Below are 17,267 nucleotides of genomic sequence, written 5' to 3'. Positions count from 1 at the left end.
CAAAGGCAAACGATGTGTAGTCTTCCGAAATATTCCTTAGAAAGGAGGTGATCCAGCCGCACCTTCCGATACGGCTACCTTGTTACGACTTCACCCCAATCATCTATCCCACCTTAGGCGGCTGGCTCCAAAAAGGTTACCTCACCGACTTCGGGTGTTACAAACTCTCGTGGTGTGACGGGCGGTGTGTACAAGGCCCGGGAACGTATTCACCGCGGCGTGCTGATCCGCGATTACTAGCGATTCCGGCTTCATGTAGGCGAGTTGCAGCCTACAATCCGAACTGAGAGAAGCTTTAAGAGATTAGCTTAGCCTCGCGACTTCGCAACTCGTTGTACTTCCCATTGTAGCACGTGTGTAGCCCAGGTCATAAGGGGCATGATGATTTGACGTCATCCCCACCTTCCTCCGGTTTGTCACCGGCAGTCTCGCTAGAGTGCCCAACTAAATGATGGCAACTAACAATAAGGGTTGCGCTCGTTGCGGGACTTAACCCAACATCTCACGACACGAGCTGACGACAACCATGCACCACCTGTCACTTTGCCCCCGAAGGGGAAGCTCTATCTCTAGAGTGGTCAAAGGATGTCAAGACCTGGTAAGGTTCTTCGCGTTGCTTCGAATTAAACCACATGCTCCACCGCTTGTGCGGGCCCCCGTCAATTCCTTTGAGTTTCAACCTTGCGGTCGTACTCCCCAGGCGGAGTGCTTAATGCGTTTGCTGCAGCACTGAAGGGCGGAAACCCTCCAACACTTAGCACTCATCGTTTACGGCGTGGACTACCAGGGTATCTAATCCTGTTCGCTCCCCACGCTTTCGAGCCTCAGCGTCAGTTACAGACCAGAGAGCCGCCTTCGCCACTGGTGTTCCTCCATATATCTACGCATTTCACCGCTACACATGGAATTCCACTCTCCTCTTCTGCACTCAAGTCTCCCAGTTTCCAATGACCCTCCCCGGTTGAGCCGGGGGCTTTCACATCAGACTTAAGAAACCGCCTGCGCTCGCTTTACGCCCAATAAATCCGGACAACGCTTGCCACCTACGTATTACCGCGGCTGCTGGCACGTAGTTAGCCGTGGCTTTCTGGTTAGATACCGTCAAGGGATGAACGTTCTACTCTCATCCTTGTTCTTCTCTAACAACAGAGTTTTACGATCCGAAAACCTTCTTCACTCACGCGGCGTTGCTCGGTCAGACTTTCGTCCATTGCCGAAGATTCCCTACTGCTGCCTCCCGTAGGAGTCTGGGCCGTGTCTCAGTCCCAGTGTGGCCGATCACCCTCTCAGGTCGGCTATGCATCGTTGCCTTGGTGAGCCGTTACCTCACCAACTAGCTAATGCACCGCGGGTCCATCCATCAGTGACGCAAAAGCGCCTTTCAACTTTCTTCCATGCGGAAAATAGTGTTATACGGTATTAGCACCTGTTTCCAAGTGTTATCCCCTTCTGATGGGCAGGTTACCCACGTGTTACTCACCCGTTCGCCACTCTTTTTCTTTCGGTGGAGCAAGCTCCGGTGAAAGAAAAAGCGTTCGACTTGCATGTATTAGGCACGCCGCCAGCGTTCGTCCTGAGCCAGGATCAAACTCTCATAATGATTTGTTTGAATGACCATACGGTCATTAAGCTCATAAAAATTAACTTTGCTAGCTATTGCTTGCATGTATTTGTTTCAATAAATTGAAACGTCCTACACATTGGTTCGTTTGCTTGCTTTGTTCAGTTTTCAAAGGTCTACCGTGCTGTGTTAGCAACTTTTATATCATATCAGAGCGACAGTTGATTGTCAACTCTTTTTTAAAAGTTTTTTTCGCTCGTTGTTTTTCAACTTCGCAGCGGCTGTCTCAGCGACTTCATTAGAATAACAAATGATTTGTTATTTGTCAACAACTTTTTTTAATTAATTTTGTTGATGTATCAACATCGATTAACTATTTTATTATTGCGACTTCGTTATAATATCATCTGTTTCATTTTTGGTCAAGTCTTTTTTGAAGTTTTTTCAAACGCTCTTTTGACCCGCTGGCTCAATTGCCAACGTTGAATACTTTATCATTCTAAGAATGAAAGAGCAAGCTTTTTTCTGAAATATTTTCAACTAAGTCGAGATAAACAAAAAAACTACCCAAAATAGGTAGTTTAATCAATATCGATCGTACGAAAACGGATCTGATTTTGATCGTCTCGTTTTAAGGTTGTTTCTTCTTTCAGATAAGAAAACTTCTTCTCATTGATCGCTGGATTCTCAAGCATTTCTTCATAACCCGCAAAAATATCATGGATATATTTTTTATAAGCTTTTTTCTTTTTGATTCTTTTCTTCATTTGGCACCGTCCTTTACGTGCTTATCTTAGCAAGCCGAAAGGATTCTGACAACCATTATCCGCATTTTCATACCAAAAATTCACTTTGACACAACTATTCCATTAATTCAGCCAAGTGACACTAATGGAATAGAATGCTTAGCTTGCGGTCAAACGTTTTTGAAAAGCCAATCGCTCTCCGTTCGGAAAAGGGAATGTTACCTCTCCTTTGTATTGATAGCCAGCTGCTTGAATATTCTTTTGCATACCAATATTAGCTTTATACGTATCGATACGTAAATCAACGATTCCTTGCTCTAATGCAACCACTTCAAGAGCTTGCAGCAATTTGGCGCTTAACTTTTGCCCTTTAAAATGAGAACTGACAACGACGCGATGAATGGATAGATATGGACCGTTTCCATCCCACCCTGCGCCGGTAATTGCGTTGTAGACAGGATCTTCACCGGATACTAACGCTGCCGATGCCGCAATTTTTCCATCTATCACCAACACATAGCTCTCATCGTTTGCAATATCTGCTTTGATTTGATTTTCTTTTGGGCCATATCCATCTTGCCATTGCGGAGATCCTTGTGCTTTTAAGAAAGCAATGCCTTCTTCAAAAAGCGCCATCAACTCAACCAGATCATCCTCCGTTGTTTTACGAAACTTCTCCATTAAAAACCACCTTTCTTCTATAAAAAGAAGCGGATAGTAAAGCATTCAAAGTCGTTCTTAATCAATCGTTTTTAATTTCCCCTGGAACTCACTGATTGATTGATACCCTTTTTCTTTCATGATCGCTGCTAATTCTTTCGTCAATCGTTCAAAGATCACCGGTCCTTCTTTTTGCAGCTCTGTGCCGATCTGCAACATAGAAGCGCCACATAACAAATGTTCGTACGCATCTTGACCATTACGAATCCCACCAGTACCGATAATTTTGATTTCTGGCTTGAGACGTGTATAGAAAGCCCGCACATTGGCTAATGCCGTTGGTTTCACATATTCGCCTCCCAAACCGCCAAACCCATCTTTTGGTTTGATAACTACTGAGTCAGTAGCAGGATCGATAAATAAAGCATTCCCAATACTATTGATTGAATTGATATAAGTTAACGGATACTTGTTCAATATCTTAGCCATCTCATCAAAGTGAGCCAAATCAAAGTATGGCGGCAATTTGACACCTAAAGGTTTTGTGAAAAAACCAAAGACTGTTTCCAGAATTTGATCGGTCAAAGGAAAATCATAGGCAACTTGGGGTTTTCCTGGCACGTTTGGACAAGAAAGATTTAACTCTGTGATTCCGTCAAAATCACTTTCTTGGATTTTCTTCAATAACTCAATGTTTTCAGCCACGCTCATACCAGCGACAGAGAAAAAGAAGGGCGCTTGCTGGGTCATTTCCTGCTGTTTTTTGATAGCATAGTCTAAGTAGTAGTCCACCCCTAGATTTGGTAATCCCATCGAATTGATGCTTCCTAACGGTAAATCGGTATAACGTGGTTCTGGATTTCCCGCACGTGCTTCTAGCGTTGCACTCTTCGTGACAAATGCCCCAGCTGCTGATGCCGCTAATTCATCTAATTCCTCGATCGTCATACAATGGACTCCTGAGGCGTTCATAAACGGATTTTTGTATGTATATTTCCCAAAATTCGTAGCTAACATTGATTCATTCCTCCAATCTTTTCAACTAGTTTACCGTTTCATTTCTGAAAATGCAACGATGTCTTTGAGTGGGACAGGTTTTAGAAGGAGCAACCTCTGTAATCAGAGTAGCAAATCAAAAAAACCATATCCATACAGCTTGTTAAAACTTACTGAATAAATATGGTTTTGAAAACAATCGGTTTATATTGTACTCAAATGTTTTTTTAGAGCATGATCATTATTTTATTAAAGCTTTCACTTCTATTTACCGCTAAATCAAATGCTCTTTGAAGATCCTCTAATGGAAAGCGATGGGAAATCATATGACTGACACTCAAGCGCCCGCTTTCTAAAAAGGTGATTGAATCAAACCATTCTTTACCTGGGAAAGGCGCAGAATAACTATTCCAAAAACCCTTAATGGTTAATTCACTGCGAAAGATTTTTTCAAATGCCCGTTGTCTAATCAAAACATCAGAATAAGCGATCCCTTGAAATCCAATTTTCCCGCCTTTTTTTGTCACTAAGAGACATTGCTCTTCGGTTATTTTAGTACCTGCACATTCCATTGCAATATCCACGCCTAAACCATCCGTTATTCGGGAGATCTCTGTTTCAAGATCTTGAAGACTAGGATTAATCGTATCGGTGACACCTAAATCTATTGCTTGTTCCAGTTTCTCTGATTGAATATCAATGCCAATGATCGTTTTCACACCCGCAATTTTTAACCATTGGATCGTCAGCAATCCAATCGTTCCTAACCCAAAAACTGCAACGACATCGCCCACTTTAGGTTCGATTCCATAAACACCATGCGCTGAGACAGCAAGAGGCTCAATCATGGCCGCTTCTTCAAAAGACAACTTAGTCCCTATTTTCACGATATTGCTCGCTGTCACGGAGACGTACTCTGCAAATCCCCCAAACCGTTGCGATCCCATCATGATATAGTCCGTACATAATTGATACTTCCCGATAGCACAGTATGCACAGTTACGACAAGGAATAAACGGGACAACAGCGACCCGATCGTCTTTTTTTAAATGATGAACAGAACGACCAACTTTTACAATAGTCCCAGCCATCTCGTGTCCCATGATCATGGGTAACTTGTATTTCCAGCCTTTACTCATTTTGTGGATATCTGACCCACAGATTCCTGAAGCTTCTACTTTTACAATCACTTCATTCTGACGGCATTGTGGAACATCCATTTCTCGAATCTCAAATTCATTCAGTCCAATTAAGAAACCAGCCCTCATCCACTCTCCTCCAATCTTCATTCATGGGATTCATAGGTAACGTTTGTTTTGTCAGTATAATATTCATAGCCCTGCTGGAGAAGCGCTTGCGAATGTAAATGCACATAAGCATTTGTTTCTAGTCTTTCCAGATAATCATTTGCAAAAGCCAAATTAGTGGCTCCAACAATTACCCCATGTTCTCGCAATAACATTCCATAAGGTAGTTTTTCTTCATTTGTCACCATGTTTTGAGAGTAGTCACCAACCAAGTGTGCTAACTTTTCAGTTGTTGCAGGTGCATAATCCAAACAACGGATCGCATCCGGTCCGAGACGAAGGTTTTCACAGACGATGGGCATATCAGTCCCTATACAACTGTAAACCATCAAATTTAATGGATGAGCATGAATCACTGCTTTGATCCGTGGATCTGAGTGATAAAAACTCATATGCATATTGATTTCCCTGGTCAAGCGACCAGTACCTTCGATGAGGGATAGTTTCTTATCTACCAAAAGAATTTGCGCTGCCTCTAATTCCCAAAGATACTGAACAGATGCCAAAGTAGGTGTCATCAAGAAATGATCTTCTGAAACTTTTATAGAGATATTGCCACCAGCAGCATCCGTTAGCTTCCTGTCAAATAAAGATTTGGCAATCTTACATATGAATTTCCTTTCTTCTAAATAATCCATCGGCTTCCTCCTGTCTAAAACGTAAATATTTTTCAATTAATCCATATTTCCCAAGAAACATAATATCTTCAACAATTTCTAAATATTCTTCACTTCTTACAAGAGCGACGAAGAAAACATAAGTCACTTGAAAATAATCCTCAGATCCGTAAGAGATTTTTTGTTTATTCGTCAAGAGGCTAATCGTGCTACGGTGGACATTTCCCCGATTGTTCGCATGAGCTAAAGCAACACCTTCACTTATTACGATATAAGGTCCATTTTGTTTCACATTTTCAACGACTTCTTCTACATAGCTCTGCTCAATACACTCGTTTTGTGTCAACACTTTCCCTGCTAAGCGTAAAGAATGCTCCCAAGAACATTTTTGGTCGATTCTGATAACATGCGAATTTAACAAGTAATCATGCAATTTTCTTTGTGGTTGTTGGACAAATTGATCAAATTTTTCTTCAGTCTCTTCTTCATTAATCGTAAACAAACGGTCAACCGTCTTTACTATATTTTGGATATCTTCTTGAGTCACAAAAGGTGTTATCCTTAAAACATCCTCTTCCAAAAAAGGCAAAGGATCAGCAGTTAAGATTAAACGATTGGCTTTTTGACGGAAGCACATCTTACGATAAGTAGCAAGTGTTAGCACATTCATAATTTTGAACTGCTTGTATCGACTAATTTTCATAGCAATCATTTTCGCTATCGATAAATTTTCACACACGATCCAGATATCGATTTTGCTCATCTTATATTCTTGTCGGGTTAAGGCAGTTGCGATATGAATAGCGATCGTAGTAATAAATGATTCATTGAAGGATCGGGACAGGTAGTTTTCAATGACACCACTATTAGCCCTTACAGCTACGATAATATCCATAAACTGATGCCGCAAAAGACCGATATTTTCAATATCCAAAATAATGTTCTCTTCTTCAATAATTTGTAAGTGATTGTATAGATCAGAAATTAAGTCAAATTCGTACTTTAGAGTCGTCCCTAAATCTTCATCAATTTTATTCAGAAAATAGATGACCAAATTATACAATTCAGCATCCTTCACATTTTTTCGCTTTTTCAAATGACAAAATTCTGCTATTGCCTGTTTGTCTTCGAAAGAGATCGTTCGATCAAATCTTTTTTCAATTTGATCGATGAGTATGCTCAGGTTTTCCGACATAACGACAAATTTGGGAGATTCACCTTGTTCTTTGCGGGGCATATTGATAACGATAAAAATATAGACGAAAAGATCAAACTGCTGATACTTTTCTGCATACTTTAACTCGTTAAAAATGAATCCCAGAAAGTCTAAATACTCCATTGACCCGTCAAATGCCCGAAGGATTTGCATCCCGACATAATTGATGTATCCTTTTGCGTCTATATTTTCTAAAAACAATGTAAACAAATACTCTCTTTTCTCCGATTGATTCATCTTAAGGATAACCCCTTCGCCCCTAAGCGTTTCGATATATTTACTCATGATCACTTCTTGTTTTTTCAACGTATTGATATCGCGGATGATTGTTAATCGACTGACGTAAAACAAATCAGCAAAATGATCCATCGTAAGAACATCTTCTGTTATCAATAAATTGATCAGAAGTAATGTGCGTCTTTCATCAGGATTCAAGGAATAGTCGTAAGGGGACAATTCTAAAACAAGCTGATAAGCTTCTGACAAATCTAGTTCATCAGGAACCTGTAAGTATCCGCTTTCAATTTTCACTTGCGGCATATCGTGAGTATTTAGAAACGAGTTCAAGACTTTGATTTCACTCGTGAATTTCTTTGGCGAGAGATTCAAGTTTTTATAAAGTTGCTCCAATCTAATTTTCGTTATTTTGTTATATAGTAGGAGATAGATGATTTCAGCAGTAATTTTCCTCACAGCACTCCTCCTTAATGAATAGACAAATTCTCTCTTAGAAAATCAACAAGTTTTTCAGGTTCACACTTGCTTAATTGAACAATAAAATTTCGAGATTGGATGCTTAAAATCAATTTTTGAAGAAATTCAATATAGGTATGCTCATCTTTTAGTGCCATGCAAAATACATGTTCGACTGCTAAGTCATCTACTTGCGTATCCATCTGTTTAAAAGTCACAGGCTTTTTTAGTCTTGCGTAACAGACAGAAGATTCTTTCACAGAGAGATCGAAGGTATGCGGAATCGCAACTGGCGGGTCAACTGGCAGACCAGTAGGAAAATGATGTTCGCGTTCGATACAAGACTCGATAAAACTATTCCCGACGAGCCCTTCGTTTAGCAGTTCAAGTCCGCATTGTTTAATCACTTCTATATTGGAGCGCTCATTCAATTCGATTGCTTTAAATTTCATACACTATTTCTCTCCCACTAAGCCATTTATTTTGTCAACAATTCGTTTATTCATTTGGTCAATTACCCAACGATTCGATGAAATAAGCTGATTATAATATTTGCTAAATTGTAGCCCCAGAAACTATCTGTCACAACCCCTTCCACAGGTACACCGGTCGCATTCATCATTTCGGTTGCTTCAGGTGCAAAGGTGTTTGTTCCAATTAGAACGATAACTAAGAAGAAAAAGCCAGTGACAAGCGTTCGAAAAAGATTGCCATTTGATGCTAATGCTAGTAGTGGAATCATATATACGATTACTGTTAAAACACCAACTGGAAAATAATGCATACCAGGGATAATAAATGCTAAGAATATTGCTATCGGAATCAGAATCACTGTCGTTGTGATCGCTGTCGGATCTCCAAGACCAAGAGCAATGTCCATGCCGATATATAATTTTTTCCCTTCGCCAATATGTTTCTTCATAAATTCTTTGGCAGCTTCCCCGATCGCAGTCAAGCCTTCCATCATAACAGAGACCATTTTGGGTATCAGTACTAGCACCGCTGAAACTCCAACCCCCATAGAAATCGCTACCGTAAATTCTTGGCGTGTCAATACGCCTAGAAAAGTTCCAACCAACAAACCGATAACTGCTGGATCTCCAAAAAAACCAATTTTACTTTCGACTTTTTCCAAACTGATATCGATTTTGTTAAGACCAGGAATCAGATCAATCAGTTTATTTACTAATAGTCCAAAAGGATAAGCGAAAGTAATAAATGAAAATGTCGTACAAGTCGTGCCTTCCAGTCCGTAATACGCCTCCCATCTAGGAGCAAACCACTGAGCCACGAATAAAGTGACAATTGATAAGCCAACCGTAACAGTCAAACCTAGCCAAAAACTATCAAACAAGGCATACGCTAATGCTCCAGGAATCAAAAAATGAATATAGTTCCAAATGTCGACATTCATAACCGTTGTCCATTTCAAAAGAATAAACAATACATTTAATCCTACGATCATCAAAATAGCAATCGCTGCAAAAGGTACTGACCACGACGCCGCTCCCACAGCAGCCCAGCCAACATCCATCGTGGTATATCCTGATCCCATTTCCTGATAATAATCGATGGCTGGTTGCAAGGAAGTACCCAGGAGTCCTACAACAAGCCCCAACCCTTGAAAGCCGATGCCGACTAAAAGCCCAGTTTTAAGTGCTTTGCCAATTTTCATCCTAAAGACACAGCTTAAAATAAAAATGACAACGGGTAGCATAACCGATGCCCCCATATCCATGATGTTTTGAATAACTGATAATACAGCTTCCATTTTTATCCCCCTTTAATAATTCGATGGCACTCTTCAACGATTTTCTGCGCGGTCTGCTCTTCGTTGATTCCCGATATCAAACTGAAAACAGGAAGAATCGGTACTTTTACTGGCTTGACATATCGAGTAGTCACCAAGATTAAATCCACTGTTTCTGCTTTTGAGGGAATTTGATTAATATTCCCTTTGGTGATGGAAGCCTGAATGTTGCTCTGAGCTAAGATTTGTTTGACTTTCTCTTGAACAACCGTGGACGTGGCGATCCCACTACCACAAGCAATATAGATCTCAATTTTTTTATTCATTTTCCTTCTCCTCCTTTCCTTACTCTATTTTTGAGATTTCAATAAAGAATGAATTTTATACTCTTCTTCTGGTAGTAAAACGACTTTTAACGCCTTCCCTTCTCTCGTCAATTCGATGGCCTGATTGATGTCAGCTAAAGGCAAAACATGAGAAATAATTTTTTCAGCAGGAAACTGATCAGATAAGGATAAATGGAAAGATTTTTCGACTTGAATACTATTTGCACCATAATGACCATAAATCCAGAGATTGTTATAATGAACTGCATTCGTATCTATAGGCGTTAATTGATTCTTTGCTACACCACCAAAAAAGACGACAATTCCACATTTTTTAGCCATAAAAATACTTTGTTGCTGTGCTTCTATTGATGGATTAGCTGAAATCACTTTATGTGCGCCATGTCCATTCGTATACTCTTTCACCTTTTCTACAGGATCTTCTTTGGAAGAATCGATCCTATGATCTACATTAAACGCTTCCATAAGAGCTAGTCTGTCAGCATTTTTATCAATCACGATTACCTTGCTTGCTCCGCGAATCCTTGCTAGAATCGCTAAAAAGACCCCAATTGGACCTGCACCAATAATGACGACCGAATCGCCTAACGAAACCTGAATATTCTCCATGCATGCATAAGTGGAGGATAAGGGTTCAGCTAATGTTGCCGCGATAGGCTCTCGTCCTTCTGGCACTTCAAAAATCGCTCCTCGTTCTACTCTTGTTGCACTATATGCTATATACTCTGCAAAACCGCCTTGAAGATCGGTGTAACTTTCAGCTTCCGTACAACATTCGTGCTTCCCATTACGACAATTTTCGCAACGTAGGCAATGAGCCATAGGGTATACATAAACCATCTGCCCTCTTTGATACTTCGTCACATTTTCATCAATTTCGACGATCTCACCAACGATTTCGTGTCCATAAATATGAGGGTAGCGCCCCGCTTTTGAATCGGTCAGCAAATTGCGAATATCAGAGCCGCACAGACCAACTGCCTTAACCTTCAATAGAAAACCTCCCTCTGGACAGCAGGGTCGCTCTACTTGTTCATAGCGAATATCTCCTGGTCCATACATCAACGCAGCCTTCATTTTTTTCACAAACGTTCAACTCCATTCATTCTTTCTTATTTTACATGTTCATTGTAAGGTGCGTCGGATGTACCTCACAAGTAACACTTTTTGCATTTCAAGTTCTATATTTGTTACTTGAATGAGAAAATGTTTGTGAAAAACCATGAACGATTTTTCCTTCTTGGAATTATTTTGAAGCCACGTAAAAACAAAAAAACCTCTTAGCAATGAGCCAAGAGGTTTTGGTGAAGCAAACTATTCTATTTATGAGTATTTAAAACTATAGGTAGCTCATCACTTCTTCCATTCGAACGGATGAGTGAACTAAATTGAGCCGTTCCTCGTAGGAAACTTTCCTCGGTCTTGGTTTCAATTATGCGACCTCAGTAAGGAGAAATTCTCAAGTGTTACTCGATGATACTTGCGTTTTCCATTGAAAGCGTACAATTCAAATCATTTCAAATGATAAGACACTTGAATAGGAGTTTTTTAATTGACTGTTCAACTTTTTTTGAAATTGAAAACGAATAAACACATACTATATACATACAAATTTTTACCTATCAAGTGAATTAAACCTTTTTCTTTGATACCTCAATACCCCAGTATCTCCGATGACGTATAATTTGTATTTTCCATACCCTACTTTAAATTCTAATCTTTCGCCACTTGCGATTTCAAATAAAAGATAATAGGTAATGGATTGATTCGTAAAGCCGTTTGCAGCAATATTCGTGCTACTTGTCATTCGTTTGTCAACTAGCGTGGCAAGTATTGACACTTCTGGCGTAGATTGATCCTTTAAGAATTCGACAATATGATATAAGATAACTGCGACGAAAATAAAAGCAAATAAAGTAAACAGAAAATCCACAAAACACACTCCTTTTTGTTTTTTATGATCAAGGGAATCAAGCAAGTCATTTTTACAACTTAACTATAATTATACATTAATTAAATTAATTAATCTCGAAACTCTAATAAAATATGTTGCTTGCTAAATGATTGACCGAAACTGTAACTGGGCTATCGTTTTCATGTATGGATTGTTGCATACAATACATTTGTATATTTGTTAGCCAAGAGTCATTTGAAAGGATGATATCACGTGACCTTTGAAAAAGCATTTCTAGAATCATCCTTTTTCTTTCTACATTGACTCCTTTAGGAAAAACCATCGTATCCCAAAGTCTCTGACTAAATTCAGTTACTTTTATTTAGACATGTTTTCTCGGATGCACCATAAGGTTATCAATGTGGATGAATAAGAATTTAATCTATGCTCTCTTTTTGTCAAAATGATTGAAGGTTTATTGAAAGTATTACTATTTCGGTAAAGTTAAATACTAACTCACTTTCAGTTGTCACATGAATGGAAAATAAGCTGAGCTTTCAGGTTCTAAAATATCTTGTATTCCTTAATGCTTTTAGTAAAAAAGCTTAACTTTTTCACCAAGTAACTGTTTATTTAATAAAGTATTCTAAAAAAACTCTTCTACCAACTATTTTCAAAGTTAATAAAAGAGTTCTGTGTTTATTTTCTCATTTTGCCAACTGTCCACCACCTAAGAAAACAGCTTGTTCCAACTAGTTAACAAATATGAAACACAATTGTATGATTGAAAATCCTTAACGAATCCCCAAAGCAATCCGTGCATAACGACTCATTTTATCAGTCGTCCAAGCGGGATACCAAACTAATTTTACCTCTGGATTTTTGACTTCTGGAATATCGCTTAGTGCTTCGTGTATCGATTCGGTCAATACGTCGGCTAAAGGACAGCCCATTGTTGTTAAGGTCATTTTGATTACGGTATTGCCTGTTTCTGCATCAAATTCGACTTCATAAACTAAGCCTAGATTCACTATATCAATCCCCAACTCAGGGTCAATCACGGTTTCCAAGGCAGCCAAGACACGCTCTTTGATTGCTTCTGCTTCTACTTCAGTATATGCCACGGTTGAAGACCTCCTTTAATTCTTGTTTCAAATAATACCTTCTTTTGCAAGATTTGTAAATGGACGATCCTTGATTATGGACGGCTTTTCTTGTGTATTTTCAGTTCTGGGAAGACCCCCGTCGTTTTAAAGGTCCGTTGTTCATCATCTGTCGCAAAACGACCTGTGATCGATTGGGTCGGCACAAAGTTAATAAACGCATTGCCGTCTGCTTCTAAAACGGCTTGTTCTAAATCGTAGATCTCGTAGCGGGTCACGACCATCATGATCATATTGCCCGGTACGCCTGAATAGCCTCCGACTGAGGGGAACAAAGTCATGCCGCGAAACACATGCTTAGAAATATTTTTCCCAACAGCTTCCGCATTGGTCGTAATAATCATCGCCGTTACCTTTTGATGACTTGTGTGCAGCATGTCCACCACGTAGCTCATTGCGAAAATCGAAATGATCGTGTACAAGGCACTTTCCCAAGAAAAGACGAAACCTGAGACCATGACAATGATGCCGTTTAAAATAAACATATATTTACCGACCGTTTTTCCAGTCGTTTTTGATAATATCAACGAAAGGATATCCATTCCGCCGGTGGTAAAACCCATTTTCAGTGAAAACGCAACGCCGACGCCTAACAGTACGCCACCGAGCAAAGCGTTAACCAAAATATTGTCAGTGATTGCTCCTTGTGGAAGGATTATCGTTAAGACAGAAACGACAACGACATTGATAAAGCTCAATAGTGTCGATGATTTCCCGAGTTTGATGAACCCGAGAACAAAGATAGGCAAGTTTAATAGGAAAATAAACAGCCCTGTACTAAGGTGAACGCCAAAATGTTCCAAGGCAAGTGCCACGATCAATTGGGCGACCCCGTTCATCCCAGCAGAAAGAACGTTTGCGGGAATCAAAAAGAAATTTAAAGCAATGGCTGCGGTGATACCTGACAGCAAAATAACCCCTATTTTTTTCAATCGTTCTGATTGTTCGTGCTTCGTTAATAACTTACTCACAATGATCTAGCTCCTTCACTAAAAATCTCCTTCCAAAGAATAGCAGTTTGTGTGAAAAAATGAAACAATTATTTGCAAAAATTTACTTTTGATTCCCGCATCGTTCGCCTCCATGTTAAAATCATAGGTAAGAGATGAGAGGAGTGATTGATTTTGGCAAAAGAAGCAAGTTTTGATGTCGTATCTGAGATCAACACAGAAGAAGTGAAAAACGCCATTCAACAGGCGGAAAAAGAATTGAAAAACCGATTTGATTTTAAAGGCTCCACGGTAGAAATCAAGATGACTGAGGGCAAACTGACGATCGTTGGAGATGACGAATTTAAGTTGGAGCAAATCAAAGATGTGCTCTTTGCGAAGCTGATCAAACGAAATGTACCAACAAAAAATATACAATTTGGCGAAACGGAGCATGCCTTGGGGGCAAAAGCTCGTCAAACAGCAGAATTGATCAATGGCATCGATAAAGAAAACGCCAAAAAAATAACGACTGCGATCAAAAACGCCAAGCTAAAAGTTAAAACTCAAATTCAAGATAATCAAATTCGGGTAACAGGCAAAAGTCGTGACGATCTGCAAGAGGTGATCCAATTGTTGCGTAAACTGCCCCTGACGATCGATTTACAGTTTACAAATTATCGCTAATCAAAAAAACTAGAACAGAGTCTAACGTGTTGGTTAGGCAAAATCAGCTTTATCTGCTGATTTTGCACAACCTCTCCTGAAAGCTCTGCTTCTAGTTTTTTTCTTGCCAAAAATGAGTCAATGCCTTTGATAACTCTTGCGGCCGACGAATGTTTAAGGCATGCTGCCAGTGCAGTGGGAAAAGTTCTTGGTAACGCGGTGTCCGAAAACGTTGATCCAGCAATAACACCACGCCGCGATCGCTGACATCCCGGATCACTCGACCGGCTGCTTGCAGGACTTTATTCATCCCGGGCAGCTGATAGGCATACGCAAAGCCAGCTGCCTTTTTCTCATCGTAATATTCCCGAATCAATTCTTGCTCGTGATTGATTTGCGGCAGTCCGACTCCTACCACTGCCGCACCGATCAAGCGATCGCCTTTCAAGTCGATCCCTTCAGAAAAAATTCCACCAAGGACACAAAATGCCACTAATGTTTTTGGCTGGCTCTCTTGTCCGTCTTGACTTGTTTCTAGCAAGGATGATCGTTGCCGCTCAAGAGATTGAAACTGTGCAAGAAACGCCTCGCGCTCTACTTCGTTCATGGCTGTCCCCTGAATCAAGACCTCCACCTCTGGCGCCTGTTGGGAAAATGCTGCCGCCACATCATCCAAGTAACGATAAGAAGGGAAAAAGACCATATAGTTTCCCGCTTTCGCTGCGGTCATTTGCTGGATTGCATCAACGATTGCAGGAATGCTGGCTTCACGTTGGCGATACGTTGTTTGGATATAGTCTGCAATAAAAATCCCCTGATTTTTCGGATCAAAAGGACTTGGCAGGCGATATCGCAAAGCTTCATTGCCGCCTCCTAACACCTCTTGATAATAGGACAAAGGAGTAAAGCTCGCAGAAAACAACAGGCTGGCCTTGCCCTTATCTAACACAGATTCCAAAAACGGCGCTGGTTCAATGCAAAATTGCCGTAGTTTGATATCATAGCGGTCGATCTCCACCGTCGTTTCGTAGTGATCATCATAAAATTCACTGATCTTCAAATAATGGTTAGCTTCAAAATACACTTGCAGCACTTCTTCTTGCAATTCATGCTCAGGATTTGCCGGCAACCATTCCTTCATCAATTCAGCTACTTTGTAGAGCTGATTGACCATCGTTTCATGGGGAGCTGCTTGATGGTGATATTCCCACTCTTCCTCTTTTGCTATTTGAGCAATAGCCGCAAATTCTTTGTCAACTTTGTTTAGGGCGCGTTTTAATTTTTGCTGGTCATTGGATAGTTTCTTCTTTAATTCCTTAAATGGCTGCCGGGTAATGGTTGCCGAATACATTTCTTTGGAACGGTTGACTAAGTTATGGGCCTCATCCACTAGAAAGAAATATTCTTCATCCGGCTCCTCAAAAAATCTTCGCAAATAAACGGTGGGATCAAACAAATAATTATAATCACCAATAATGACATCGCAAAAGACACTGACATCCAGTGAAAGCTCGAAGGGACAGACCGTATGTTTCTTTCCGTAGGTCTCGATCACTTCTCGGGTTATTTGGTTCTCGTGATGCAACAGATCCCATAATGCTTCGTTGATTCGATTGTAATAGCCTTGCGCATACGCACAGTGTTCTGGCGTACAGTTTCGTTCATCTAAAAAGCAGATTTTGTCTTTGGCGGTAATCGTGACACTTTTGGTTTCACTACCGTTGTCTGCTAACTTGCTCAGTGCATCTTCGGCCACTTGTCTGGTGATCGTCTTCGCCGTCAGATAAAAGACCCGATCAGCCCCTTCTTCCCCTAGCACTTTTAATGCGGGAAACAGCGTTGACATGGTTTTTCCAGTTCCAGTTGGCGCTTCCGCAAAAAGTCGCTTGCCATTTTTTAGTGTTTTATACGCCGCTGCTGCTAACTCTCGCTGCCCTTTGCGAAAGGTTTCAAAGGGAAAAGACAGCAGCTGCAAAGACGTATTGCGGACACGGCGCCAATTCTCTTGAAAAACTAACCATTTATGATATTCCTGAAGTAATTCTTCATAAAAAACAGCTAATTCTGAAAACTGAAATGTTCTTCTCGTACGGGTGGTCAGCTTTTCAGTGGTTTGATAATAAGTCAATTGTACGGCGATTCGATCGATGGGTCTCTTCGGATCATTACCTTCAGCAATAGGTTCCGCTTCTGGTTTCTCTTGATTTTCACTGTCACTAAGCGCTGCTTGTTCATTTTCTTGTAGTAAAAACAAATAAGCATAAACCATTCCCTGGGCAAAAAACAAATCGATTTGATCTTCAGGGATATCTTCGAACGCTGGTTCTGAAGTTTTGATCTCATCGATCACCCAAGAATTAAGAGTTGCATCAAAAAAGAGACCATCGGCACGTCCTTCGACAGTGATCGAATCTTTCTCAATTTGGCTTTCTCGTTTGAAAAAGACTTCTTTTTGATACGCATCCCCAGCCTCTTTTTGTAGTTGGCGATGGATACGGGCGCCTTCTTGCGCGGTATGATTACTGACTTTGCGGCTATCAATATCGCCTCGGCGCAAAATAAATTCTACGATTTTTCTAACCGCAACTTTTCCTTTATACACGTGTTCACCTTCTCGTTTGCCATTATAGCGGATAGATTACTTTTGGAAAAGCGAACAGAAACAGCTTTTCATCCTCTGCGGAGAGTATCCTATCCAAACAGGTTTTATCACCATGAAAAA

Annotated in this window: 15 protein-coding genes and 1 rRNA gene; 1 reads left to right on the top strand and 15 read right to left on the bottom strand. The window is 40.3% G+C overall.

The annotated features are described in order from the left end of the window. Positions 1-40: 40 nt before the first annotated feature. From IGJ26_RS07590 to IGJ26_RS07525, 14 genes are all read right to left on the bottom strand, one after another. Positions 41-1,600: ribosomal RNA gene (locus IGJ26_RS07590) — 16S ribosomal RNA — on the bottom strand. 542 nt (positions 1,601-2,142) lie between these two features. Then, the gene (locus tag IGJ26_RS07585; protein ID WP_005236216.1) at positions 2,143-2,328 is read right to left on the bottom strand and encodes a hypothetical protein; all 186 of its coding nucleotides are present in this window, start codon (positions 2,326-2,328) and stop codon (positions 2,143-2,145) included. Between the two features lie 138 nt (positions 2,329-2,466). After that, on the bottom strand, positions 2,467-2,988 hold the full coding sequence (locus IGJ26_RS07580; RefSeq protein ID WP_034872232.1) for a GNAT family N-acetyltransferase: 522 nt from the start codon (positions 2,986-2,988) through the stop codon (positions 2,467-2,469). A gap of 57 nt (positions 2,989-3,045) precedes the next feature. Then, positions 3,046-3,984, bottom strand: coding sequence for a dihydroorotate oxidase (locus IGJ26_RS07575; RefSeq protein ID WP_008381338.1), 939 nt, complete (start codon positions 3,982-3,984; stop codon positions 3,046-3,048). Between the two features lie 206 nt (positions 3,985-4,190). Continuing rightward, positions 4,191-5,231, bottom strand: a complete 1,041-nt coding sequence (locus tag IGJ26_RS07570) for a galactitol-1-phosphate 5-dehydrogenase (RefSeq protein ID WP_194199497.1) — start codon at positions 5,229-5,231, stop codon at positions 4,191-4,193. 17 nt (positions 5,232-5,248) lie between these two features. Beyond that, positions 5,249-5,908 carry a class II aldolase/adducin family protein gene (locus IGJ26_RS07565; RefSeq protein ID WP_008381340.1) on the bottom strand — a complete coding sequence of 220 codons (660 nt, stop codon included), beginning with the start codon at positions 5,906-5,908 and terminating at the stop codon, positions 5,249-5,251. Continuing rightward, on the bottom strand, positions 5,874-7,643 hold the full coding sequence (locus tag IGJ26_RS07560) for a PTS sugar transporter subunit IIA (protein ID WP_228085198.1): 1,770 nt from the start codon (positions 7,641-7,643) through the stop codon (positions 5,874-5,876). Before IGJ26_RS07560 ends, IGJ26_RS07565 begins: the two co-directional genes overlap by 35 nt. A 164-nt stretch (positions 7,644-7,807) precedes the next feature. Then, on the bottom strand, positions 7,808-8,248 hold the full coding sequence (locus tag IGJ26_RS07555) for a PTS sugar transporter subunit IIA (protein ID WP_008381342.1): 441 nt from the start codon (positions 8,246-8,248) through the stop codon (positions 7,808-7,810). Between the two features lie 62 nt (positions 8,249-8,310). Then, the gene (locus tag IGJ26_RS07550; protein WP_005236230.1) at positions 8,311-9,567 is read right to left on the bottom strand and encodes a PTS transporter subunit IIC; all 1,257 of its coding nucleotides are present in this window, start codon (positions 9,565-9,567) and stop codon (positions 8,311-8,313) included. Positions 9,568-9,569: 2 nt separating this feature from the next. Then, positions 9,570-9,872, bottom strand: coding sequence for a PTS sugar transporter subunit IIB (locus IGJ26_RS07545; protein ID WP_005236235.1), 303 nt, complete (start codon positions 9,870-9,872; stop codon positions 9,570-9,572). A gap of 24 nt (positions 9,873-9,896) precedes the next feature. After that, entirely contained in the window at positions 9,897-10,970 is a 1,074-nt protein-coding gene (locus tag IGJ26_RS07540; protein WP_034878878.1) for an alcohol dehydrogenase catalytic domain-containing protein, read from the bottom strand. Positions 10,971-11,508: 538 nt separating this feature from the next. Next, positions 11,509-11,826 carry a DUF2500 domain-containing protein gene (locus IGJ26_RS07535; RefSeq protein WP_005236239.1) on the bottom strand — a complete coding sequence of 106 codons (318 nt, stop codon included), beginning with the start codon at positions 11,824-11,826 and terminating at the stop codon, positions 11,509-11,511. 755 nt (positions 11,827-12,581) lie between these two features. Next, positions 12,582-12,911 carry a metal-sulfur cluster assembly factor gene (locus IGJ26_RS07530; RefSeq protein WP_005231940.1) on the bottom strand — a complete coding sequence of 110 codons (330 nt, stop codon included), beginning with the start codon at positions 12,909-12,911 and terminating at the stop codon, positions 12,582-12,584. A 74-nt stretch (positions 12,912-12,985) separates the two neighbouring features. Then, a complete protein-coding gene (locus IGJ26_RS07525; RefSeq protein ID WP_005236241.1) occupies positions 12,986-13,921 on the bottom strand; it encodes a YitT family protein in 936 nt (311 codons plus the stop codon). Between the two features lie 153 nt (positions 13,922-14,074). Here IGJ26_RS07525 and IGJ26_RS07520 point away from each other — a divergent pair, with 153 nt between their 5' ends. After that, complete coding sequence (locus tag IGJ26_RS07520; RefSeq protein WP_005230187.1) at positions 14,075-14,566, top strand: YajQ family cyclic di-GMP-binding protein; 492 nt, start codon at positions 14,075-14,077, stop codon at positions 14,564-14,566. 91 nt (positions 14,567-14,657) lie between these two features. On the opposite strand, the gene IGJ26_RS07515 is transcribed toward IGJ26_RS07520, so the two are convergent. Beyond that, on the bottom strand, positions 14,658-17,147 hold the full coding sequence (locus IGJ26_RS07515; RefSeq protein WP_008381346.1) for an ATP-dependent DNA helicase: 2,490 nt from the start codon (positions 17,145-17,147) through the stop codon (positions 14,658-14,660). Between the last annotated feature and the right edge of the window lie 120 nt (positions 17,148-17,267).

Source organism: Enterococcus sp. AZ095a (assembly GCF_050546735.1).
In the GTDB taxonomy this organism is placed as follows: Bacteria; Bacillota; Bacilli; order Lactobacillales; family Enterococcaceae; genus Enterococcus_D; species Enterococcus_D entomosocium.
This window is presented reverse-complemented; position numbering and strand designations above follow the sequence as displayed.